The 22,481-nt window shown below is 69.8% G+C and carries 15 protein-coding genes and 2 pseudogenes; 4 read left to right on the plus strand and 13 right to left on the minus strand.

The annotated features are described in order from the left end of the window. Positions 1-181: 181 nt before the first annotated feature. Positions 182-330, plus strand: a pseudogene (locus OG413_RS17585) (IS701 family transposase); the annotation flags it as partial. A gap of 107 nt (positions 331-437) precedes the next feature. Here the strand turns inward: OG413_RS17585 and OG413_RS17590 are convergent. From OG413_RS17590 to OG413_RS17650, 13 genes and pseudogenes are all read right to left on the minus strand, one after another. Next, positions 438-809, minus strand: a pseudogene (locus tag OG413_RS17590) (immunity 49 family protein); the annotation flags it as partial. A gap of 528 nt (positions 810-1,337) precedes the next feature. Beyond that, a complete protein-coding gene (locus OG413_RS17595; RefSeq protein WP_266806657.1) occupies positions 1,338-1,898 on the minus strand; it encodes a hypothetical protein in 561 nt (186 codons plus the stop codon). Between the two features lie 815 nt (positions 1,899-2,713). After that, positions 2,714-3,580 (minus strand): immunity 49 family protein, encoded by an 867-nt coding sequence (locus OG413_RS17600; RefSeq protein ID WP_266806659.1) that lies wholly within the window; start codon positions 3,578-3,580, stop codon positions 2,714-2,716. A 14-nt stretch (positions 3,581-3,594) separates the two neighbouring features. After that, positions 3,595-6,366, minus strand: a complete 2,772-nt coding sequence (locus OG413_RS17605) for a hypothetical protein (protein ID WP_266806660.1) — start codon at positions 6,364-6,366, stop codon at positions 3,595-3,597. Next, on the minus strand, positions 6,363-6,788 hold the full coding sequence (locus tag OG413_RS17610; protein ID WP_266806662.1) for a DUF6507 family protein: 426 nt from the start codon (positions 6,786-6,788) through the stop codon (positions 6,363-6,365). The genes OG413_RS17605 and OG413_RS17610 overlap by 4 nt, the downstream gene beginning before the upstream one ends. 58 nt (positions 6,789-6,846) lie before the next feature. Next, positions 6,847-7,158, minus strand: a complete 312-nt coding sequence (locus OG413_RS17615) for a pore-forming ESAT-6 family protein (RefSeq protein ID WP_266806664.1) — start codon at positions 7,156-7,158, stop codon at positions 6,847-6,849. A 48-nt stretch (positions 7,159-7,206) separates the two neighbouring features. Next, a complete protein-coding gene (locus tag OG413_RS17620; RefSeq protein ID WP_266806665.1) occupies positions 7,207-7,539 on the minus strand; it encodes a hypothetical protein in 333 nt (110 codons plus the stop codon). 125 nt (positions 7,540-7,664) lie between these two features. Further along, the gene (locus OG413_RS17625) at positions 7,665-9,083 is read right to left on the minus strand and encodes a DUF6177 family protein (RefSeq protein ID WP_266806666.1); all 1,419 of its coding nucleotides are present in this window, start codon (positions 9,081-9,083) and stop codon (positions 7,665-7,667) included. 49 nt (positions 9,084-9,132) lie between these two features. Beyond that, positions 9,133-13,140, minus strand: a complete 4,008-nt coding sequence (gene eccCa, locus OG413_RS17630) for a type VII secretion protein EccCa (protein WP_266806668.1) — start codon at positions 13,138-13,140, stop codon at positions 9,133-9,135. A gap of 70 nt (positions 13,141-13,210) precedes the next feature. After that, positions 13,211-14,422, minus strand: coding sequence for a MinD/ParA family protein (locus tag OG413_RS17635; RefSeq protein ID WP_266806669.1), 1,212 nt, complete (start codon positions 14,420-14,422; stop codon positions 13,211-13,213). A 64-nt stretch (positions 14,423-14,486) separates the two neighbouring features. Beyond that, positions 14,487-15,827, minus strand: coding sequence for a type VII secretion integral membrane protein EccD (gene eccD / locus OG413_RS17640; protein ID WP_266806671.1), 1,341 nt, complete (start codon positions 15,825-15,827; stop codon positions 14,487-14,489). Between the two features lie 173 nt (positions 15,828-16,000). Next, on the minus strand, positions 16,001-16,291 hold the full coding sequence (locus OG413_RS17645; protein WP_266806673.1) for a hypothetical protein: 291 nt from the start codon (positions 16,289-16,291) through the stop codon (positions 16,001-16,003). A gap of 102 nt (positions 16,292-16,393) precedes the next feature. Continuing rightward, positions 16,394-17,884 carry a PucR family transcriptional regulator gene (locus tag OG413_RS17650; RefSeq protein ID WP_266806675.1) on the minus strand — a complete coding sequence of 497 codons (1,491 nt, stop codon included), beginning with the start codon at positions 17,882-17,884 and terminating at the stop codon, positions 16,394-16,396. Between the two features lie 162 nt (positions 17,885-18,046). On the opposite strand from OG413_RS17650, the gene OG413_RS17655 reads away from it, so the two are divergent. The 3 genes from OG413_RS17655 (at position 18,047) to OG413_RS17665 (ending at position 22,466) form a co-directional block, all read left to right on the plus strand. Further along, positions 18,047-19,537, plus strand: coding sequence for a sodium:solute symporter (locus OG413_RS17655; RefSeq protein ID WP_266806677.1), 1,491 nt, complete (start codon positions 18,047-18,049; stop codon positions 19,535-19,537). A 263-nt stretch (positions 19,538-19,800) separates the two neighbouring features. Further along, on the plus strand, positions 19,801-20,787 hold the full coding sequence (speB, locus tag OG413_RS17660) for an agmatinase (RefSeq protein WP_266806679.1): 987 nt from the start codon (positions 19,801-19,803) through the stop codon (positions 20,785-20,787). Continuing rightward, entirely contained in the window at positions 20,784-22,466 is a 1,683-nt protein-coding gene (locus OG413_RS17665; RefSeq protein WP_266806681.1) for a thiamine pyrophosphate-binding protein, read from the plus strand. Before speB ends, OG413_RS17665 begins: the two co-directional genes overlap by 4 nt. Positions 22,467-22,481: the final 15 nt, after the last annotated feature.

Consider the following 22,481-nt stretch of genomic DNA (forward strand, 5'->3'; position numbering starts at 1 on the left):
CATCGGCAACCTGACGGGAGCCCCACGAGAATGGCTGGGCGGGGCCATGTCTTGCTGGCCGGGCCTGGTCCCGGAGAGGGTGCGGCCACCGATGATCACCGGTGTCTGGCGACATGAGCCGACGGTGGCCGTAGAGCACAGCATGGGTCCAGCCCGGTGGCAGGACATGTTCGAGTTACTGATGTGCCGTTTCGCGGGGTGGTTGGTTCGGGTGGATCCGCGGCGCCGGGCAAGGGTGCGCTGGTGCTCGGGTCGCTGCCGGACCTGCCACGCAAGAATTGCTGGACGCTCGCCGAGTACGTAGGTGATGCGTCTTCGGACGGTGTTGAGTGTCCAGTAAGTTCTGCGGAGCTCCAGCGCGTCGATGAGGGCGGGGCGAAGCCGACCTGGTGCCTGCGGACGTAGTGGTAGAAGAGGTTGATCGGCGGGTAGAGCAGGCCCTGCAACAGGTCCTCCGGAGTGATGCGGGCCACCGCCGGGTCGGATGCCTCGATCGTGGCGATGAGCTTGTCCGCAAGCCCGGGTTGCCGGAGCCACCAGCCCTGCAGTACGTCCACCCAGTGGTAGATGTACTCGTCGTACTGCCCTTCCGGGGAACGCAACCGTTCCAGCGGGATCTCACTGAGCTGCGTCATGCGCTCCTGGTCATGGCAGCTGACAGCCAGCCAGAACGCTGTCAGCCAGGTAGCCGCGTCGGCTGCCGACATCGGGCCGGTCGCCGGGATGGTTCGCAGCTTCCGGTTGATCCGGCATTCGACAGTCCCCTCACTCACACCGGTTGCGGCGAACAGTGCCGAGCCCACTTGCATCGCGTTGACCGTGGCCTCCCACGGCTCAACAGCTGCCGACCGGGGTCGATACCGCACCTGGCACGCAGGGACATGACAGCAGAGCTGAACGTGGAATCGATCAGCACCGTTGTTCCCTCAGGGCGATCGACTCCCTCTGCCAGGTCTTCGCTGAGCCCCTCCGAGAGCTGTTCGGCATCGCGCCCTGCGGGCAGATTATGCCGGGCGATGGTAGTGGTCACGGAAGAGGACCCTTGCTGATGTCGAATCGCCGGGTGCCTGGAGTTGACCGTGACTCGCGATATCTGCCCGTGCCCGTCCCGCGGTCGGCGCCAGCACGCCATGGCCGAGCCGAAGTCCCACTCGACACTGCAAGATCAATTGGCATCCAGGGCATGTCTGCCCGTTTTTCCGGGTTATTCGGGTGCCGATCTGCACAGAATCCAGAACTCATTCATTAGCCACCGCTGGCCAGGAGCCGGTGGGCTCAGTGAAGTTCGTGCACTGCCGCCGGGGCTAATGTTGATCACAGGTCGAATGGAATCAGAGTTATTGATCTTCGTCCAGTGAGTCGAGGTTTTCGTTGTCCAGTGAGCTCAGCGGCTCGCTATCGATGTGGTCCTCCCGCGTCGTCAAGCGGACGCGATGGGTGATGAAATCAGTGAAACCATTCTCGACCCAGAACGCGCCACCTCTTTCAAAAAGGACGATCAATGGTTCGAATGGGGCAGGTAGATTTGGATACTTTGAAAGTGAAGCGGTCGATAGTGAAGTCCAGTTCAAGGCGGCATGACAGATTTTCCCGACCAGTGGGCCGCTTGCTTGATCGAACAGAAAGGCATCAAGGCGGGCTGTGGTGTCTGGATCCGGGCGTGCGGAAGGATCTACACTTCGTGCCATATCAAAGAAAGGCCATCGCTCTGAATGACTTACATCGAAAATCGAACGATCGGCATGTTTTTGGAATTCCTGAACCCAGAGTGCGGCTCGATGGAGGTACTCGCGCATCAGGCGGGATCGTGATGCACCGTGGGTGAAGTCACACTCGCCAGCTTGCCAATCGATGGCGGAGATTCTCTCTACCAGAGAGGTCGCGGTCTGATTTTTCATTGGGATTCAGTCCCTTCGTCGCCGCGTCTATCGGTGATCAGGTGGTGTTTCGATGTGACCCGGCCATGTTCGATGGATCTCGGGTCTGCCTGGCTCCCTCTGTCATGACGCGCACGCGGCTGGAGCCGACCACCACTCGCGACACCTAACCCGTTCCCGTCCTGCAGTCGACGCCAGCACGCCAAGCCCGAACCGAAGCCTCCCTCGACACCGCGAGATCAATGGCCACCCAGAGGGTGTCTGACCGTTTCCCCGGGTTATTCGGATACCAACTGGCGCAGTACCCAGAATTGACTTTTCACCGTAGGTGCGGTTCCGGTAATGCGTTCGGCGATGGTGCCGCTCGGTACTTGTCGGAGTTCCGTGAGCGCCGCTGAGGGGATCAGTCCACTATCGTGCCCCTTTTGCAGCCGGTCCAGCCAGAAGAGTCTGCCCTGTACTCGCCTGACTCTTCGAGAACATCCACCCGATCGGCCAAGTATTGGCCCGGTCGTCTTGCGTACGGCTCGGGGTCTGGCCGCATCATGTCGTGTCGATCAATGAATTCGGTTCACCCTTTCCAGGGCGAATGACGCTTTGTTGACTCTTTCCAGCATATGCAGTGTGTGATCGGAAATTGGTTGTTCTCGCCCAGGCGGATGCTACCGGGAGACGGTGTGACGTGGAATGGCTGTGGTCACGGGCTCTCACCCGCGAAGATTTTGAGATGCGAGGTTCGATCCAGTAGGCACTCATTGGGTCGACCTATGGCAGAGCTACGTATACATTCCAAAACGCAACAACGAACCACCGGGGGCGCGTAACTCGGTGTGTCCTCAGGTGGGGAATTCGCCGATCCAGCTGCGCTGGAGGAGGTGCTTTGGAAGGTACTCGGACTCGACCTCGACCGGCATGCCCGCGTCCTGCGCCATACAGGCGATGGCCAACGGGCCCAGGGCGACAAGGCCGTCGCCGCTCAACGAGCGGGCCTCGTCTGCTGTCCAGTACTCCTTGTGCCACATCAGAGCCCCCACCAGGGACTCGGTGAATGCCTGGTTCTCCCTGCGCAGGTATAGCTGGAAGAGCTCAAGTGGCGGGTAGAGGATCTTCAGCATCAGTTCGGTGTCGGCGATCCGTGCCTGCTCCGGCGCGGTGCCCTGGACGGCGATGACCAGGGAGTCCCAGACCTGCGCGCGGCCGAACCAGAGGTGCTGGAGTGTCTCGATCCACGCATAGACGTACTCATCGAACTCCGCACCTGAAGCACGCAGGAATGACACCGGAACCTGAGCCAGCTGGCTCACCCGGTCGTTCTCGCGGCAGATTACCGCCAGGTAGAAGGAGGTAAGCCAGTTCCCAGCGTGCAGGTAGTCCTGTGGGCCGGTCCGGGGGAGTGTGCGCACCTCGTCAAGGGTTCCGACGCGGCAGGCCACCGTACTCTCCTGCGTGGTACCGGCGAGGAAGAGCGCGGAGCCGACCTGCATGGCCAGGACCCATGACTCCCATGTGTCGAGTTCGCCCGCTGTGGGGTCCGGAAGGCAGTGCCACTTCGCCGCCCCCAGTGAGAACGTCAGGGCGTCGTAGCGGTCGTCCTCGGACGTCTCGATGCCCGCGATGGCCTCCTGTGCGGCCGCGATGACAGGCTTCATGGCCTCCGCGGCGTTGTCCGTGCGGAAGTCATGGCGGGGAATGCGCGTTGCCATCTGCTCTCCTCCAGTTAGATCTTGAATTGCTCTATCACTGCTCCAGCGTAGAGGCCGTTGATGTCCTCCTTTGCCTTGACCAGGACGTACCTCAGCTTGCCCGCTTTCAGTGCGGCGCGGAGATCCGCGGCGATCTCGGCCTCCTTTCCACCACGGGATGTCATCTCGGCCAGGATCGTTCGAATGTATGGCTTGGTGCCCTGCTGCACTCGCATGCCCTGGGCACCGCCGTGGTCGCTCAGGTTGTGCGGGTCGGGGTCGGCCTTGCCTTGGCGCCAGTCGGGATCGTTGGACGGAGCTTTCTCCTCCACGATCAGGCGCTCATTGTTGGGAAGCTCGTACGCCCCATCGAACATGTTCGCGCCGTTGGGCGTCTTTGGGAGGTCGATCACCTTTGCCGGGGGAAATTCGTGCGGGATGACGTGGAGCACTGCGGCCCGGTTGCCCAACGCCTCTGAAATCTTGCTGTTGTTGGGAACACCGGGAAGCCGGGTGTCGTAGGCCGCTCGTGCCAGCTTGACGGCGTCGAGGCGTGCTGACGTGCCCTCCTCTTTCAGCTTCAGTTCTGCGTTGTTGAGGTCGACGGACACTCGGCGGTCACCGGAGACCTTGTTCAGCTCGGGCAGCACTCCATCGGGGACCGAGCTGGTGCCCAGTGATGTGGGGCTGAGTCTCGTCTCGCGCGGTCCGGTCGGCAGGTCGTGGATGGCGATCCACTTGCCGTTGGCGTCCAAGGTCAACTGCGGTAGCTCGACACCGTCCTCCAGATTGACGATCCGCCTACGGCGACCAAGCTTGTTGTAGCGCTCCAGTCGCCAGGCCTTGTCGGCGTTCGCCAGCTCGACGTGCCTCTGCTGGAGCTCCTTGCGCCGCTCCGGGGTCAGCTCCTGGTCGCTGTTGTGCGTGCTGGTGCCCATGGCGTCGTCCGAGCGGGCGCCCGGGATAACGGCGTCGTCCGCGCCGCGGCCGCCGCCCGAGCCGGAGCCTTCGGAGCCGTGACTTCCCGGGGCGGGGCCGTCGGTGTGGCGCGCGCCGGGGCCGGGGGCGTCCGGACGGGGTCCCGTAGCGAGCGGGGTGTCGCTGGGGCGGGACGGGCCGCCGCGAGGGGTGTCGGTCACGTCGTTGCGTGGGAGGTTGCCGCCGACGTGGCCGCGCGGCTCGCTGTGGTCGCCGCCCCGGCCCCCAGGGGTGTTGTCGAATCCCCCCGTGACGTGAACGCCATTGTCCCCAGTACGGACCGGGTCGGAGATCTCGCTGCCGAGTCGAACGGCGTCGTCGCCTCCGCGGGCACCGACGCCGGCCAGGACCGGTGCCTCTTGGCGGACCGGAACCTCCACCTTCGGCTGTTCCGTGTCCAGGGCCGTGTCCGGGGCCTTTTCGACCTTGGCCTTGTCGGCCCGCTGGAAGAGGGTGCCGTCCTCCTTGTAGAGGTTGCCCTCGATGTCGGCGTACTTCGCGGGTCCGTCATCGAAAGGCCACTTGACGGTGTTCGGGGGCAGGGTGACCGTGCCCTCGGGGAGCTTGATGGCGCCATCGACGAGTTCGGTCGCCCCGGCCGGGACGGGGGTGTCCTTGGGCAGCTGAATCGTTCCGTCCGGCCGTGTGAGGGAGCCCTCGGGCAGACTGAACGCACCCTCGTCGATCTTCGGGATCTCCACGGCGCCCGAGCCCTTGAGGCCGGCCATGACGTCGCTGATCTTTGTCAGGCCCGCGCCCGCGCCCTTGAAGACGTACGTCATCGGGTCGATGATCCGGCCCGCCTTGCCCGCGAAGGACAGCGCCTTCGCCGCGACGGCCGCCTTGCCCACGCCGGACACTCCGCCGCCGGCTCCGCCGGTGAAGACGGTCGTCAGGACGTTGAATGTCACCGCACCCGCCGCCCGCGAGGGGTTCTCCCCCCACTGGTCCCACGCCAGGAGCGCCTTGCCCGTTTCCTTCATCGCCCGGCGCGAGTCGCGGGCGAACCCCGGCAGGCGGTCCTCCGGGGTGGCCCAGAGCAGGCCGGGCGCGGCGATGGTGAGGATGACGCCGGTGGTGAGGTCCTGCAGTCCGCTCCACGCCTGCTTCGCCGCGTCCCAGCCGTCGGTGCCGAACAGGGTGCCCAGGCCCTTGATCGTGCCCCACACGCCGTCGACGAAGACGCCCTTGGTGAAGTCCCAGAGGTGCTCGCCCAGGTGCCACCACGGCTTGGACTCCTCGACCGGGTCGCCCCAGGGCAGGCCCTTGGCGTGCTTGAGGGCCTCGGCGTCGTAGCCGTACGTGCCCTCCTTGCCGGAGCCGTCGTCGGTCTTGAGTGGGGTGCCGCCCACCAGGGCCACGATCTTGGCGTGGCAGGCCCTCTCCACCGTCTGGAACGCGGCCCAGGTCTCGGCGATCTCGTTGTGGCGGTTGTTGTTCTCCTCGACCAGATCGCCGTCCTCGCGCCACTTGTCGTCCGCGTTGGCCTTGACGAGGAAGGCCCCGGCGTCGCGCTTCAGTTCCTTGAGCTTTTCGACCAGCGGGTAGGCGTCGTCCGAATACGTGCTCAGCGCGTTCGCGATGGTGCTCAGGTCCGACTTCAGGGAAAGCCCGGTATCCGCGATCGGCTTCGTCGTCGCGAACAACTGCTCCGCCTCGGGAGCCCGGTAGAAGGCCTGCAGGCCGCCGAAGCTGCTGTGGACGTCACCGGCGGTCGTGGAGATCGTCGCCCCGCTCTTCGTCAGGGCGGTCACCTGCGTGTCGAGCAGGGCGAGGTTCCCAGTGAAGACCGGGATCCCTTCCAGGGCGACCGGATCGTTCTCGCTCACTTGCGGCCCCCCAGATCCTTCAACAGATCCAGCCGGACGGACTTCGCCGCGTCCTGGGCCTGCTTGGCCGTGTCCAGGTCGCCTTCCACGTACTCGTTCGTCGCCGTGGCCGCGCCCAGCACGGCGGCCTGAATCCGCTCCGCAACCGACGTCAGCTGCGGCTGACGCTCCTTGAGGTACTCACCCAGCGCCGCGGCCACCGGGCCCATCGCCGTTCGGGAAAGGAGTTCCTGCCCCGGGGCCACCGGGCCCTGCAGGGGGGTGCTGGCCGCCGTGCCCGGCACCGCCGTACCCGCGGCCTGCGCTGCCTCCGACATGGCCTTGACCATCGCGTTCAACGCCTTCTCCAGGTCACCGGCATGCCCGCCGACCACCTTCAACTGACCCTGAACACCCTGCGGCTTGATATCCCACGCCACCATCGAAGCCCCGCCCCCCTGAACACCCGAACCAACACATCACGACCCGCGGAGCGCGAACTCAGCCGATGCCGTCCACCGCTGCCTTCGCCCGCGCCAGCGTCTGCTGGGCGGTGCCGTCGTTCTTCTCCAGCGTCGTCCTCAGCAGCTGGATGATGTTCCTGACCTCCTGCGAGGTCGCGTTCCAGCGCAGTTCCTTGCCGTGGTACTCATCCGCCACGCCATCGGCCGCGAAGTCGTTCATCGCCGCCTTCACCTGGGTGTCCCGCGCGGTGATCACCTGCTCCAACTGTGCGATCACCACTTGGATGTTGCCCTGCACCTCGGTCGACGCACCCGTGTCGTACGAACGCCGGTCACTGTTGCCCGCCATCAACCATCACTCCCCGTGAGAAAACGAAAACCCGCAGACCGGCCGGTGTCAGCGGCCCGAGAAACGCGCCGCGTCGAAATTCGCGGACGCCATCTGCGTCCGCGCGTTCTCGCCCTGTTCCTGGTCACCCGAACCGAACGCCGCGTCCATCCCCGACTGACCGCCCAGGATCCCGGAGAGCGAAGCGTTCAACGCCGCCGTGATCTCGTCCGAGCGATTCTTGAAGTCGTCGAACGCCACCTTGCCCGCGCCGTTGAACTTGCCCTCCAGCGGCTCCGCGGCTGCGATCAGCTGCCGGATCAGGACGCCGAGGTCGGTACTCGCTCCCTGCGACTGCGACAACAGGTTCGAGAGGACCGACGCCCCCATGTCGAACTTCATCAGTTTCCCCCGCCACGTCGAAAGATCGTCTGCACGTTCATATCTATCAACCTCCGCATCGCTACTGCAATCTGCAATCGGCCAGACTTGCCTATGGGCTGACTCATGACATCCGACCGAGACCGCTAGGCGCCTTTGAGATGGCGCATCAAGAGTTCGAAGTCCTGCCAGCCCGACAAGTCCGAAGGGTCCCCCGGCAACGGGTAGTACAGGGCGGGCCGGGACTTCGGGCCGAGCGGGACGGGCGGTTCGGACAGCGGCGTGCGGCGTGCCCGGTCGCCGGGCATCCCGCGCACCTCCTCCGGGCCGAGCACGAAGGCCAGCGGAACTCCCGGGCCCTCGAAGCGCGCGGGTACGGCCACATCGCGTCGGGCTTTGCGAACTTGTACGAGCATCGACTGAAGGCGGTGCCGGGTGGCAAGCGTCTCGGCAACCCCGGTCAGGGCCTCCACCGGAGGTTCCTCGCCGCTTCCGTAGCCGAACGCCAGCGTGACGTGCTCCTCCACGCCCGCCTTCGTACGGGTGACGCGTACCGTGGCGATGCCCGGCCGGTCGCCGTTGCCGACCACGACCAGCCAGGTGGGCTCCGGAGCCCTTCCGTACGCGAGGTCGGTCAGCCGGCGCAGTGACCACGGCAGGTTCGCCGGCTCGGCCGTGCCCCATCCGGCCGGCGGCTTCCCGGTCAGCTCCCGCCATACCGACTCCAGCCCGCCGCCCAGAACCAGCCGCTCGTCCGCCGGGTGCACCATCCGGAAGGTCAGGGCGAGCTGACGCTCGCCCGTGTCCGCGGCCTCCTGGTAGGCGGCCGCCACCGGGGTGTGCGGGTCGTCGTCCGTCGCCGACGGGGAGGCGACCGGCGCGAACATGCCGTCCTGCCAGCGCAGTACGGCACCCGTCAGGCCGTCGTAGTACCCGTCCCGCTCGTCCTGCACGATCCACCGCGACGGCGGGCCGCCGAGGCTGTCGCGTACGGCGGGGGAGAGCGTGGTGCCCGCCGGGCTGACGATCTGGAGCCCCAGCCCCGCCCCGGCCGCCGCCCGGAACGCGTCGGAGAGCCAGGCCGTCATCGCGACCACCGGGCGGTCCTGGATGACGACGGCGACCTTTTCGGTGAGTACGTCGATGGCGGGCTGCGCGGCGGCGGGCGACGGGGCCACGCTCACCCCGTCGGTCTTCACCACGGCGAGCGAGTCCGCGGCGTCCGCGGGCCAGGCGGAGCCGCCCACGAGCGCCGCGAGCCGCGCCGCGAACGTGCCCGCGAGCTGTTCCGCCTCCGCGACCCCGGTGGTGGCGCGGGCCTCCGTCCACCAGTACGGCACCGGCGGCGGCGTGGCCCCGAGCAGCCGTTCCGCCTCGCCCTCCACGGCCACCAGCAGCGGTGCCTCGACGGAGACGAGCGGGCGCCCCTGCGCGTCGCAGAGCTGCACCACGGCCCCTTCGCCCCGTGTGCCGACCAGCTTGTCCGGGCCGCCGGAGAGCAGACCCGCGAGCACGCTCCACGGATCGGGCATGCGGGTGGTGAGCGCGATGACGTCCTTGGTCATGGGGTCGTCCGGTCCTTCGTCGTTCGGCGTCGGTGGCTCATCGGGTGCTTCACCCCGGTGAGCGCACGGTCTGGATCAGCCGGTTCGGCTGACCCCTGCGGATGAACACGCCCCGGCCGGGCGCCTGTTGCGACGCGTACACCCCCGGGAACAGCTGGCCCTCGCTGCGGTCGCCCGCCATCAGCAGCGCCGATGCCCCCGATTCCCGCAGCCCCTGCACCAGCGGCTCGTACATGCCGCGCGAGGCACCCGCCACGCGCCGCGTCAGCACGAAGTGGAGGCCGATGTCGACCGCCGAGGGGATGTACGGGAGGAACGCGGCCAGCGGCGACTGGCCCGCGGTCGTCAGTACGTCGTAGTCGTCGACCAGCACCACGATGCGCGGCCCCTTGCCCCAGCTGCCCGGTTCCAGGTCCTCCAGGCGCGCGTTCTCGTCGGGCAGCCGCTTCTCCAGCTCGGTGGCGATCCCGGCGGAAAGCCCCGCGCACAGCTTGGAGTTGTACGCGTAGCCCCCGTTGAACTTCTCCGGAACCGCCCCGCGCAGAGAGCGCCGGGGGTCCATCACGGCGAACACCAGATCGTCCTCGCCGTAGCGGTCGATGAGACCGTGCGCGACCGTCCGCAGCAGGTTCGTCTTGCCGCACTCGCTGTCCCCCATCACCAGCAGATGCTGGTCGTGGTGGAACAGGTCGAGCAGGACGGGCGCCAGCGCGCTCTGGTCGAGCCCGATGGGCACCCGCCGGGGCTCGGCGGCCGGTCCCGGCAGCAGATGCGGCTCCAGGATGTGCGGCAGCACCCGTACCGGCTGGGCGACTTCACCGTTCCACGTGGCACGGAGCGTTCGGGCGGTGCGCTCCAGGACCGCACCCAGGTCCGCCGTGTCGGTCACCCCGTCCGTACGGGGAAGGGCCACCTGGGCGAAGAGCTTCCCGTCGGTGAGGACCCGGCCGGGCTCCTCGGGCGACAGCGTCCCGGCGAGCTTGCGGTCGATGCTCGACTCACCGGAATCGTTCAGGCGAAGCTCCATACGAGTGCCGAAGTTCGACTGGACGGCGATGCGGACGTCGTTCCAGCGCAGCATGCCCGCGACGACGTGGATGCCGTAGCCGCCGCCGCGTTTGAGGATGTCACCGATCGCGTCGTCCAGTTCCTCGAAGTCATCGCGCAGCGCACCGAAGCCGTCGATGACGAGCAGGATCTCGGCCGAGGCGAGCTGCGGCAGTCGGCCTGCCGCGTGAAGGGTGCGCAACTGCTCGACCGAGTCGATCCCGTACTCGCGGAAGAGGTCCTCGCGCAGCGCGAGCATGGTCCGGACCTCCTCGACGGTGCGCGCCGCCCGCTCCCGGTCGGCGCGCACCGCGATGCCGCCGACGTGCGGCAGGTCCGACAGCGCCTGCAGGCCGCCGCCGACCAGGTCGAGCCCGTAGACGCCGACCTCCTGCGGGGTGTGGGTCAGCGCGAGGGAGAGGACGAGGGTGCGCAGGAGTGTCGTCTTGCCGGACTGCGGGCCGCCGATCACGGCCGCGTGGCCCCCGGCCACCGTGAGGTCCAGGAACCACCGGCCCTGCCACTGCTTGGCCGGGTCGTCCAGCAGACCGAGCGGTACGAGGAGGGGGCCCTGCCGACGGGCACCGGCTCGCCCGCCCTCCGCACGCGCCCCGGCGAGCCGCATGCCGTGCGGGCCGATGTCCAGCGGACCGGCCACCGTGTCCAGGGCGGTGGCCGCGGGCAGCGGGGGCAGCCAGATGCCGCGTACCGGCGGGGCGGCACCGGTCAGCTGCGCGACCATGACGCCGAGTTCGGTCGGCCCGGTCTCGCGGCGCCGGGAGGTGGGTTCCCGCGGCTGAGCCGTGTCCGGACCGGCCAGGGTGTTGAACGCCTCGTACGCCAGCGCGAGGGGCCCGGTCTCCTCGTCCTCGGAACGCCGCACGGGGCCGCGGTAGCCGCCGGACACATAGCCCGCCTTGAACCGGGTGTAATGGCTCGTGTCGACCTTGAGGTAGCTGAAGCCGGGCAGCGGCGGCAGGTGGAACGCGTCCGTGGTGTCCAGCACCGTGCGCGACTCGTCGGCGGAGAAGGTCCGCAGACCGAGCCGGTAGGAGAGGTAGGTGTCCAGGCCCTTGAGCTTGCCGCCCTCGATGCGCTGGCTGGAGAGCAGCAGATGGACACCGATGGAGCGCCCGATCCGGCCGATGGACAGGAACAGGTCGATGAAGTCAGGCTTGGCGGTGAGCAGTTCACCGAACTCGTCGATCACCACGAAGAGATGCGGCAGCGGGTCCAGGTCCGGCCGCTTCTCGGCGCGCAGGGCCGCGTAGTCCCCGATGTCGGCGACGTTGCCCGCGTCCTTCAGCGCCTGCTGGCGGCGCTTGACCTCACCGGCGAGGGAGGAGTGGACGCGCTCGACGAGGCCCGCCTGGTTCTCCAGGTTGGTGATGACGCCCGCCACGTGCGGCAGGTCCGCGAACGGGGCGAAGGTCGCACCGCCCTTGTAGTCGACCAGGACCAGCGCGAGGTCCTCGGGCGGATGCGTGGCCACCAGGGCGAGGACGAGGGTCCGCAGCAGCTCCGACTTTCCGGAACCGGTGGCGCCGACACACAGGCCGTGCGGGCCCATCCCCAGTTCCGAGGACTCCTTGAGGTCCAGGAGCACAGGCTCGTGCGAGTCGCTGATACCGATCGGGACACGCAGGAACGCCCGCTCGCCGCGCGGTGCCCACAGCTGCGGCAGATCGAGCTGTGCCACGTCGTGGATGCCGAGCATCGAGGCGAACTCGACCGGACCGGACAGCGGGGCGTCGACCAGGGACTCGGCGGACAGCCGCAGTGGCGCGAGCATCCGTGCCAGACCCTCGGCGAACGGAATGCCGACCTCGTCCACGGTGCCGCGGGCCTCTATGGGCTCCCCGGCCCGCAGGTCCTCGATGGTCACATCGGTGCCGTCGACGGTGATGCGTACGTTGACGTGCCCCGGCTCCTGCACCCGCTGTTCGAGCAGATGAAGGACGGTGACGCCCATCTCCCGCAGACCGACCGCGTCGTCGGGGCGCGGCAGGTCGACGGCGTCCTCGCCGTGTCCGTCGGTGACCACCAGCAGCCGGGAGTTCATCGACAGCGCGTCCTTGCCGGCCAGGCCGCGCCGGACCTCGGCCGCGTAGGACGCCCGGCGGCGCAGCTCGGCGCCGAGCTGCCGGGCCAGCTGGGGTGCGGACGGGGCGATGCGGCGGGCGGCGACCGGACCGTCGAACCGCTCCGGATCGAGCAGATGCGGCAGCCACTTGGCCCATTCCCAGTCCGCGATCCGGTCACCCGGCGCCGCGACGGCGAGGGCCACGTCGTCGGGAGCGTGCAGGGCGGCGGCCTGGACCAGCAGGGCGCGGGCCAGCCGCAGACAGTCGGCACGCGGACCGATCACACTGATGTTGCCGACCCGGTCGAGCGGGACGGTGAGGGGCAGCTCGGTCCCGTTGCGGAAGCGGTTCATGAGTGCCGACGCCTCGTTGAGCATGAAGAGGTCGGGCGGCGTGAGGACCGATGACCCCTGCTCGGCGACCCGCAGGTCCCGTACGGGCATCTCGCCGGTGCCGACCCGCACCCGCAGGAAGTCGTCGTCCGCCCGACGGCGCTCCCAGAGCCGGGCCGGATCGCGCACGATGTCGTACAGCGCGTACGGCGAGGGGTTGAGCACGTCGGCGCGCTCGCGCCGCTCCCGCTCCTCGGACGACAGTTCCTCCCGCAGGTCCTCCACGTAGGCGAGGTATGCCTCGCGCTGGGTGCGCCGGGTGCGCTGGGCCTTGCCGCGCTGCGAGAAGAGCAGGGCCACGGAGCCGATGATCGTGACCACGAGGATGATCGCGCCGAGTGCCGCGAACTGGCTGTTGCGGACGACCGTCATCATCACGACGGACGACATGACCCCGGCGACGGGCAGCAAGGACATCGCGATGTTGCCCGCCTTCCCCTCGGGGAGGTTCGGCGGGGCCTCGATGGTGCGGGGCGCGGACGTGGCGGGTGGGCGGGTGGTCCGGGCGGGGCGGTGGATCAGTCGGGTGCTCATCGGCGTCGCCCGTCGTTCACGTGCGGCTGGTGCGGCTGGTGCTGCTCGTTCTGCTGGGGAGGCATCCGGATCACCGGCGCTTCTGGGAGAGCTGGAACACGTCGGCGGCGAGCCGGGCGGCAGCCAGGCGAGTCGGCCGGGCGAGCAACTCGGTGCGCAGCGCCCCACCGGCTGCCAGGTGCCGGTCGTAGGGCAGGACATGGACGCCCGCTCCGGTGGACCTGAGCGTCTCGGCCGCCGCTTCCACGTCGATCCCGGGGCGCGCCATCATGCTGGAAAGGACGACGACCGTACCGGCGATCATGTGCTGGGGCAGTCCCCGCATCCATTGCAGAACGGCGTAGGTGCTCGTGACGCCGTCCAGCGTGGCGGGGGCGGCCAGCACCCGGGCCTGGGCGGCGGAGAGCGCGACCCGGGCGACCTCGGCGGGCAGCGTCTCGCAGTCGACCACGGTCACACCGAAGTAGCGGCGCAGCGCCACCATCACCCGTCCGTACGTCGCCGTGTCCAGCATCGCCCCGATCTGGCCCCGACTGCCGGGCAGCAGCCAGGCGTTGCCGGGCAGCTGGACGAGATAGCCGGTGACGTCGAGCAGGGACATCTGCGGCTCCACGATGTCCGCCAGATCGGCCGTGGTCCACCGCAGGGTCTCGGCGCCCAGCCGCAGGGGCAGCGATCCGAGCGCCGGGTCGGCCTCCACGAGGAGGACCGGGTCCTGGCGGTAGTGCGCGTAGGCCGTGCCGAGCAGGGCGGCCACGGTCGTCTTGCCCGCGCCGCCCCGGATGGACGTGACGGCGATCTGTCGGCCGGTCGTCACCGGTTGCTGGAGCATCTCGGCGGTCCGGGTGATCTCGGCGACCTCGCGCGCCGCCGACGAGGCGACGACGCGGCGCAGCGCGCGCGAGGCACGTGCGGCGAGCGGTTCACCGTGCCGCGGGCGGCGGACCGCGCCGGCCAGCGCACTGTCCACCACGGCCCGTGAATCGGGGGTCTGGGAAGGCCGGGTGATCGGGGGGCGCGTGGCGGGCGGGGGCGAGGGAGCGGCCGATGCCTGCTCCGGTTCCGGTGCTGGGGCGGATGCCGGGGGTTGTGGCTGTGCTGGGGCCGGCGTTTGCCCCTGCCCCTGTGAGTGCGCCTGTGTCTGTGCGTGCGCCACCTGTTCGTGAACCCCCGTCCGGGTGGGCGTTGTTGACGCCTGCTCGCCGTGGCCCACCGCGTTCTGCGGGGGCGCGCCCCTCAGGTCGCGCAGTACATCGCCCTGCCAGTTGTCCGCGTGCGGCATGTCTGCCCTTCTTCTCCGCTTCGATGCCCCGCCCGGAGCGCCCGCGCATGTGATGTCAGAGATCTCAGAACTTGTTGAGCAGTTGTCCGTAGATGCCGAACACGCCGATGGCGAGCGGGAAGAGCCCCACCATGCCGATGGACTCGATCAGATCGGCGGTCCGCCGCAGCCGTACCCGTACGTGCTCGGGCGGCTCCACCGTCAGGGCGAGCAGGGGCAGCAGCGCCGCCGCGCAGAGCACGGTGATGGGTCCGGCGCCACCGGCCTGTTCCATCCAGAGCGTCACGAGCCGGACGAGGAGAACCGCTGCGGCGGCGAACAGCGCCCCCACCTCGGCCACCAGCGGGAACGCGCGTGCCCTCGACAGGAGCACCACCGCGACCAGCGACGGCAGCAGGACGGTCCACACGGTCGGGCGTGCGGCCAGGGTGAGCAGCCAGCCCGCCGCGGCCGCCGACACCGACGTGACGAGCGTCGCGAGGGCGAGACCGCGGTGCGTGCCGGCCAGCGCGTTGCCCACGTCGTGACGGCTGACCGACACCCCGCCCGAGCGGCGGTCGTCGAGTGCCGTGAGCCCCGACGCCATCAGGGCGAGCCGGGGCAGCATCCCGAGCAGGACCACGGAGAACACGGCCATGACGGCACCGAGCCGGGCCGGTTCCGACTCGACAGCGGCGACGCCCTCCCACACCGCGGTGACGGCGGCCGTGGCCACGGCGCCGATGAGGCCGCCGCGGCCGAGCGGGGAGAAGAAGCCGAGCAGTGTCATCGACAGGGCCACCGCCGCGGCCACGGCGGCGAGCCGCACGGGTCCGGACCAGTCGTGCGCGTCGGCGGCGGTCCAGGCCGTCAGGACGCCGAGCGCACCGGAGATGATCAACAGGGCGGTCGCCAGCCCGCGGTTGCTTTGCCCGAGCCGGGCGACGAGTGCTCCGGCCACCAGGAGGACGGTGGTGACAGCCGCCAGGGCGCCGGCCAGTGCGGCGAGCGGAAACTCACGGCGGGCCAGCAGCGCCGTGATCACTGCGAAGACCACGGCTGTCGCCCCCGCACCGACCCGCCGTGCCGCCGGACGCCAGCGCCAGGCCCGCAGGCCGAGGTTGTCGGCCACCTGATCCGTGACGTCGTGGACCACCGGGGCGGGAGGCGCGGCGTGAGTCCTGACCAGCCGGAGCACCGCCCCGTCGCTGATGCCCGCCGATGCCAGCGTGCTGTCGTGGGGCAGCGCCGAACCGTCGGAGGTGATCAATTGCCGGGTCAGCGGGCGGGATGCGGCCCGGTCGTCCAGCAATTGGAGGATGTCCGGAAGGAGTTGACCGATGGGAGTGTCGGAGGGAAGAACGATGTCGGCCCGGCGTCGCTCCCCGACCAGGGTCACGCGGCTCAGTTCCGCCCGGGAAGTCATTGCTGTGCTCACCACTTACGGAAACCTATCATCGCGACTTTCCGAAATTTCGGGCCAATTGGGCAAAAGTGAACCGGGTGTTCTTTCCGAATTCCTGGAGCAGGTCATATCAGGCGATATCTTGCCCGCAACGGAGCCCGTGAATTCCCGGCCGCCCCGTCGCCCGCACCGGATTATGGCTGCTTGTCCGTGCCGGACGAATTCGTCGGCTGTTCGTACTGCTGGGCCTGCCGCTGCTGTTTCTGCTGCTCAGCCTTCTGTTTGTCCAGAGTGTGCTGGAGGAAGGACCAGCCGACGCAGCCGGCGCAGAGGACAGCGGTGATCGCGATGCCCGCGAATACCTTCCCGAGCCGTTCGTCCGCCGTCCGCCGAGCGCGTTGCGCACCGAACAGCAGGGCGTCTCGCATCCTGCGTCGGCGTACGCCGACCGACTCCAGCAGTTGACTGTCGTAATCCCGTGCCATGCGCTCCCCCTTTGCCACTGCAACATAGGCCATGGGGTGGTGCGGGGTACACCTCAGGGTCGCCCGAGCAGGGCGGATCCGGCCGATTCCGCGCCCCTGGTCTCACGTCCGCCGCAGTGCGAACCACAACTCCGTTCGTACGTCCATGTCGTCCAGGTCCATGGCCAGCAACTCCGCGCACCGCCCGATGCGTTGGCGGACGGTGTTGCGGTGGACGGACAGGGCCACCGCCGTACGGTCCCAGCTGCCGTGCAGGGACAGCCAGCAGCGCAGGGTGTCGGCCAGGGGTGCGGTGAGCGGAGCGAGGAGGGTGCGGGCGTGGGCGGCGGCCCGGTCCGGGGGGATCAGGGCGGCGAGGCCCGAGGCGGGGGAGTGGACCTTCAGCGGGGTGCGGGTCGCCTCGGCGTGGCACAGGGCGCGGGCCGCCCGGGTGTCGGCGGTGTCGAGGTCCGTGACGGGTACGGGGTCGGAGGCGCCCAGGGTCCAGCCCGGTTGCGGGGTGAGCGGGGTGGGGCCGGTGAGCAGGACCCGTACCGCGTCGCGGCCCTTCCCCGCGTCGACCAGGGCCGAGCCGAGGGACGCGCCCAGGGCCCCGGCGGTGAGCGGGTCGGCGGTGGCGCCGTCGCCGCGGCGGGCGTGCACCACGGTCCATGGGCCCTCGCCGCCCAGGAGCGGGGCCACGTCGTGCGGAGTCGCGCCCAGCAGCATCCGTACGAGCGCCGCCGAACGGCCCGCCGCGTCGGCGCCCTGGTGCGGGGCGGCCAGCAGCGACAGCAGGACGACCGCGATTCCGGCCACGGTCCGGTCGCCCGCCTCGCGCTGCCGGGTCGCGAGGGTGAGGACCAGCCCCTGACCGCCGCCGAGCGCGTACGCGGACAGCTGCGCGTCGCCGCACGTGTCCGTCGCCGAGGTGGGAGCCGGGGACAGGGGAACGGACGGGGGCGAGGAGGGAGAGTGCGGGGTGGCCGGTTTTCCCGGGGCGACCACCCTGGCCAGCCGCGTCAGCGCCTCCCCCGCCTCCGGGGCCGGGCGGCGCCCCGCCGTGTGCAGGACCTCGCCCTCCGCCGTCAGCAGCGTGGCCCGGCCCGCGAGCTGTGCGGCCAGCTGGTGCAGCACCGCGGGCACCGGGTCCGGGCGGGCCGCCGCCGTCGCCAGCGCCTGCTGGGCGCGGGTCACCCGACGCAGCTCGCGGTGCCGCGCCTCGGCCATCAGGCGCCACACCGCCCGCGCGATCGCGGTGAACGGTGTGTCCGGCGGCACCTCCAGCAGCGGCAGACCGTGCCGGTCGCACGCCTCGACCAACGCCTGCGGCACCGTCTCGTGCACCGGCCGCACCCCGAAGCCCAGCGCCGCGGCCCCCGCCTCCACCAGCCGGGCGACGTAGCGCTCCGGGTTCGTGAGCAGCACCCCGGCACTCAGCAGCAGCTCACCGCCGAGCAGATACGGGTACGGGTCGGCCATCTCCGAGGTGTGCACCCACAGCAGGTCCGCGTGGTCCGGGCCGGCGATCCGGCGCAGCCCCAGTTCCGCCCTGGCGAGGAGCTCCGACAGGGGGATGGGCGGGGTGGGCGGCCCGGCGGGGGAGTCCGGCATGGATGGTCCATCCAGTCAGCGCGTCAAGAATGGATGAAACGTACACTTCAGCGCCGCTTCCCGGCCACCTACCGTCTTCACCACGCAGGAACCCGAACCCCGAACCCGAACCCCGAACCCGAACCCGAATCCGAACCCGCTGTACGAGACGGAGGGAAGCCCATGGCTGTCGACTACGCCGTGATCGTCGTCTACCTGGCCGGCATGCTCGCCATGGGCTGGTGGGGCATGCGCCGCGCCAAGTCCAAGAGCGAGTTCCTGGTCGCGGGCCGCCGCCTCGGCCCCTGGATGTACTCCGGCACCATGGCCGCCATCGTCCTCGGCGGCGCCTCCACCATCGGGGGCGTCGGCCTGGGCTACCAGTACGGGCTCTCCGGCGCCTGGATGGTCTTCACCATCGGCCTCGGCCTGCTCGCGCTGTCCGTCTTCTTCTCCGCGCGGATCGCCCGGCTGAAGGTCTACACCGTCTCCGAGATGCTCGACCTGCGCTACGGCGGCCGGGCCGGGCTCATCTCGGGCGTCGTCATGTGGGCCTACACGCTGATGCTCGCCGTCACCTCGACCATCGCGTACGCCACCATCTTCGACGTCCTCTTCGATATGAACCGGACCGTCGCGATCGTCCTGGGCGGTGCCATCGTCGTCGCGTACTCGACGCTCGGCGGCATGTGGTCGATCACGCTCACGGACATGGTGCAGTTCGTCGTGAAGACCATCGGGGTGCTGCTGCTCCTGCTGCCCATCGCGGTCGTCAAGGCCGGTGGCTTCAGCGAGATGAAGGCCCAGCTGTCCACCGAGTACTTCGACCCGCTGGGCATCGGCGGCGAGACGATCTTCACGTATGTGCTGATCTACACCTTCGGCATGCTCATCGGCCAGGACATCTGGCAGCGGGTGTTCACCGCGCGCAGCGACCGGACGGCGCGCTGGGGCGGGACGGTCGCCGGTACGTACTGTCTGGTCTACGCGATAGCCGGAGCCGTCATCGGCACCGCGGCCAAGGTGATGTATCCGAAGCTGCCGAGCGCGGACGCCGCGTTCGCGACCATCGTCAAGGACGAGCTGCCGGTGGGGGTACGCGGGCTGGTGCTCGCCGCGGCACTCGCCGCCGTGATGTCGACGTCCTCCGGTGCGCTGATCGCCTGCGCCACCGTCGCCAACAACGACATCTGGTCGCGGCTGCGGGGAGCGGTTGCCGGGGGCGGGGCCGGGGGTGGGGGCGGAGATGCTGAGGAGCGGGACGAGGTCCGGGGCAACCGGGTGTTCATCCTGATCATGGGCAGCGCCGTCATCCTCATCGCCATCGCGCTGAACAACGTCGTCGAGGCCCTGACCGTCGCGTACAACCTGCTGGTCGGCGGGCTGCTGGTGCCGATCCTGGGCGGCCTGCTGTGGCGTCGCGGTACGGCGGCCGGGGCGCTGGCGGCGGTGTCGGTGGGCGGGGTCGCGGTGATCGGGCTGATGGCGGGCTACGGAATCCTCGCGAACGAGCCGGTCCTTTACGGACTGCTGGCCTCGTTCGCGGTGTACGTGATCGTCTCGCTGGCGACGAAGCCTACGGATGCGGCGGTGCTGAGTGCGTGGCGGGAGCGGGTGGCGGGGCGGGGGGCCGGTGAGCCGGACGCCCCGTCGCGCGAACCGGCCACCACGTAGGAGCTCCAAAGATGTCCTCAATCGCCGGACGGGCTTGATTTGCCCCCCTGAGCTTGACCAGCCCGTCCGGCGTTTGAGGACGGAACCGGTGCGGAGGGGGCCGCTGCCTCCGCGGCGCCCGTGGGCGTCATGACCCAGCCCGTCCGGCGATTGAGGACAGGAAGCGGCTGCCGGGCGACCCCGGCCCCCCTCGCAGCCCGCACACTGAATAACGTACTAACGCCCACAAAGCGCGCACCACCCGAAGGAAAGGCACTCCACCCATGAGCAGCAACGAATCGCCGCGCGGCCCCGTCGACTCCTCCCGCGTCCCGCGGTACGCCGGGCCCGCGACGTTCGCCCGGCTGCCCCGGCTCGACGAGGTCGGCAGCGCCGATGTCGCCGTCGTCGGCGTGCCCTTCGACAGCGGGGTCTCCTACCGGCCCGGCGCCCGCTTCGGCGGCAACGCGATCCGTGAGGCGTCCCGCCTCCTGCGCCCGTACAACCCGGCGCAGGACGCCTCGCCGTTCGCTCTCGCGCAGGTCGCCGACGCCGGTGACATCGCCGCCAACCCGTTCAACATCAACGAGGCCGTCGAGACGGTCGAGGCCGCTGCCGACGAGCTGCTCGGCACCGGCGCCCGGCTGATGACGCTCGGCGGCGACCACACCATCGCGCTGCCCCTGCTGCGGTCCGTCGCCAAGAAGCACGGCCCGGTCGCGCTGCTCCACTTCGACGCCCACCTGGACACCTGGGACACCTACTTCGGCGCCGAGTACACCCACGGGACCCCGTTCCGGCGGGCCGTCGAGGAGGGCATTCTCGACACCTCCGCCCTCTCCCACGTCGGCACCCGCGGCCCGCTGTACGGCAAGCAGGACCTGACCGACGACGAGAAGATGGGCTTCGGCATCGTCACCTCCGCCGACGTCATGCGGCGCGGCGTCGACGAGATCGCCGACCAGCTCCGCCAGCGCATCGGGGACCGGCCGCTGTACATCTCCATCGACATCGACGTCCTGGACCCGGCGCACGCCCCCGGTACCGGAACCCCCGAGGCCGGTGGCCTCACCTCCCGCGAGCTGCTGGAGATCCTGCGCGGCCTCGCCTCCTGCCACCTGGTCTCCGCCGACCTGGTCGAGGTCGCGCCCGCGTACGACCACGCCGAGATCACCTCCGTCGCCGCCTCCCACACGGCGTACGAGCTGACCACGATCATGTCCCGCCAGATCGCGGCGGCCAGGACGGCGAACGGGGCCGACGCCAAGTGAGCCACGACCACGACGACCGGCCTCAGCTCACGCCCGCCCAGGCCGAGGCCGCTCTGAACCCCCCGCCGGGCCGCAACGGCGGCGACCTGGTAGTCGAGTCCCTCCAGGGCCTCGGTGCGACCACCGTCTTCGGGCTGCCCGGCCAGCACGCGCTCGGCATGTTCGACGCGCTGCGCCGCTCCTCCCTCTCGTACGTCGGCCTGCGCGTCGAGAACAACGCGGGCTTCGCCGCCGACGCCTACGGCCGGATCACCGGGGAAGTGGCGCCCCTGCTGCTCTCCACCGGCCCCGGCGCGCTCACCTCCCTCGCCGCGCTCCAGGAGGCGGCCGCCGCGTCCGCCCCGGTGCTCGCGATCTCCAGCCAGATCCCGACGGCCGGTCTGGGCGGCGGCCGGCACGGCTATCTGCATGAACTCCGCGATCAGCAGGCGTCGTTCCGCGGCATCGTGAAGTCCGTGCACACCGTGCGTACGGCGTCGCAGATCCCGTCCGCGATCGCCGCCGCCTGGGAGTCCGCGCTGACCGCCCCGCACGGCCCGGTCTGGGTGGAGATCCCGCAGGACGTGCTGCTGGCCGAGACCGTGCTGCCGGTCGTCAGCGCGATGGACGCCACCCCGCGAGAGCTGTACCCGCGCCCCGAACTGATCGTGGCCGCCGCCCATCTGCTGTCGAACGCCGAGCGCCCGGCGATCATCGCGGGCGGCGGAGTCGTACGTTCCGACGCGACCGGCAAGCTGCGCGCGCTCGCGGAGCGGATCAGCGCCCCGGTCGTCACCACGTTCGGCGGCAAGGGCGCGTTCCCGTGGGAGCACCCGCTCTCGCTGCGGTCCTGGCTGGAGGACCGGCACACCACGGACTTCCTGGAGTCCGCCGATGTGCTGCTCGTCGTGGGCTCGGGACTCGGCGAACTCTCCTCGAACTACCACACGTTCGCCCCGCGCGGCCGGATCATCCAGATCGAGGCCGACGCCGGGAAGCTGGAGTCCAACCATCCCGCGCTCGGCATTCACTCCGACGCCCGAGAGGCGCTCGCCGACCTCCTGGAAGCGGTCGACGCCCGCGCGGACGCCACCGCGCCCGAACGGGTCCGAACGGTGCTGGAGAAGGTCCGGGCCCGGATCGACGCCCAGGACCTCACCCTGGAGCAGCGGGTCCTCGCCTCGGTCCGCGAGGCGCTGCCCGACACCGCGCCCAGCTTCTGGGACATGACGATCCTGGCCTACTGGGCCTGGTCCGCCTTCGACGCCCGCCACCCGAACACGATGCACTCGGCCCAGGGCGCGGGCGGCCTCGGCTACGGCTTCCCGGCGGCCATCGGCGCGGCGGCGGCCGACCCCACGCGGCCGGTGCTCGCGGTCTCCGGTGACGGCGGTGCGATGTACTCGATCGCCGAACTCGCCACCGCCCGCCAGTACGGCCTGCCCGTCACCTGGCTGATCGTCGACGACGGCGGCTACGGCATCCTGCGCGAGTACATGACGGGAGCCTTCGGCGAGGCCACGGCGACGGAACTGGCCCGTCCGGACTTCGTCGCGCTGGCCGAGTCCTTCGGCGTCCCCGCCGTCCGTACGACGCCGGATTCACTGGCCGCGGACCTGGCGAAGGCCCTGGCCGCCCCCGGCCCGTCGGTCGTCGTGCTTCCGGCCCTGCTGAGAATGTTCGAGCCGACGCACCTGTAGCCGGCCCGGGGCGGT

Origin of the sequence: Streptomyces sp. NBC_01433, assembly GCF_026340105.1 — a bacterium.
In the GTDB taxonomy this organism is placed as follows: Bacteria; Actinomycetota; Actinomycetes; order Streptomycetales; family Streptomycetaceae; genus Streptomyces.